Raw genomic sequence first — 1,792 nt, 5'->3', positions numbered from 1 at the left:
AAGAGTAGATCTTTGAAAACTGAACAAGATTTTGATTACAAGTGTAAGGTAGTTTTAAGTGTACAAGCTTAAAATTAAACATTTGCGAAGTCAATTCGCTTTTTAATTCTTTTGAAAAAGAATAACAACAAATAATAATGAGCTAGTAAAATTTCTCATTTCTAAAATGAGAGTTTGATCCTGGCTCAGGACGAACGCTGGCGGCATGCCTAATACATGCAAGTCGAACGAGCTGCGCCTAATGATAGTTGATGCTTGCATTAACTTGACTTAAGTTAGCAGCGAGTGGCGAACTGGTGAGTAACACGTGGATAACCTGCCCAGAAGAAGGGGATAACACCTGGAAACAGATGCTAATACCGTATAACAACGAAAACCACATGGTTTTCGTTTGAAAGATGGCCTTTGTGCTATCGCTTTTGGATGGATCCGCGGCGCATTAGCTAGTTGGTGAGATAAAGGCTCACCAAGGCAATGATGCGTAGCCGACCTGAGAGGGTAATCGGCCACATTGGGACTGAGACACGGCCCAGACTCCTACGGGAGGCAGCAGTAGGGAATCTTCCACAATGGACGAAAGTCTGATGGAGCAATGCCGCGTGAGTGAAGAAGGGTTTCGGCTCGTAAAACTCTGTTGTTAGAGAAGAACGGGCGTGAGAGTAACTGCTCACGTCGCGACGGTATCTAACCAGAAAGTCACGGCTAACTACGTGCCAGCAGCCGCGGTAATACGTAGGTGGCAAGCGTTGTCCGGATTTATTGGGCGTAAAGCGAGCGCAGGCGGTCTTCTAAGTCTGATGTGAAAGCCTTCGGCTTAACCGGAGAAGTGCATCGGAAACTGGGAAACTTGAGTGCAGAAGAGGACAGTGGAACTCCATGTGTAGCGGTGAAATGCGTAGATATATGGAGGAACACCAGTGGCGAAGGCGGCTGTCTAGTCTGTAACTGACGCTGAGGCTCGAAAGCATGGGTAGCAAACAGGATTAGATACCCTGGTAGTCCATGCCGTAAACGATGAGTGCTAGGTGTTGGAGGGTTTCCGCCCTTCAGTGCCGCAGCTAACGCATTAAGCACTCCGCCTGGGGAGTACGACCGCAAGGTTGAAACTCAAAGGAATTGACGGGGACCCGCACAAGCGGTGGAGCATGTGGTTTAATTCGATGCTACGCGAAGAACCTTACCAGGTCTTGACATCTTCTGTTAACCTAAGAGATTAGGTGTCCCCTTCGGGGGCAGAATGACAGGTGGTGCATGGTTGTCGTCAGCTCGTGTCGTGAGATGTTGGGTTAAGTCCCGCAACGAGCGCAACCCTTGTCATTAGTTGCCAGCATTAAGTTGGGCACTCTAATGAGACTGCCGGTGACAAACCGGAGGAAGGTGGGGATGACGTCAAATCATCATGCCCCTTATGACCTGGGCTACACACGTGCTACAATGGACGGTACAACGAGTTGCGAAACCGCGAGGTCAAGCTAATCTCTTAAAGCCGTTCTCAGTTCGGATTGCAGGCTGCAACTCGCCTGCATGAAGTTGGAATCGCTAGTAATCGTGGATCAGCATGCCACGGTGAATACGTTCCCGGGTCTTGTACACACCGCCCGTCACACCATGAGAGTTTGTAACACCCAAAGTCGGTTAGGTAACCTTTTGGAGCCTGCCGCCTAAGGTGGGACAGATGATTAGGGTGAAGTCGTAACAAGGTAGCCGTAGGAGAACCTGCGGCTGGATCACCTCCTTTCTAAGGAAAAATTCGGAAACCTTACACAATTAAAGTCTTGTTTAGTTTTGAGAG

Annotated in this window: 1 rRNA gene; it reads left to right on the top strand. The window is 48.8% G+C overall.

What is annotated here, in order from left to right:
- The first annotated feature begins 162 nt into the window (after positions 1–162).
- A 16S ribosomal RNA gene (locus AC6UD2_RS06690) occupies positions 163–1,738 on the top strand.
- Positions 1,739–1,792 lie beyond the last annotated feature (54 nt).

The sequence above is a fragment of the Fructilactobacillus sp. X2R5C2 genome (genome assembly GCF_059901375.1).
Note: the sequence above shows the minus strand (reverse complement) of the source record. Positions and strands in the feature narration are given on the sequence as shown.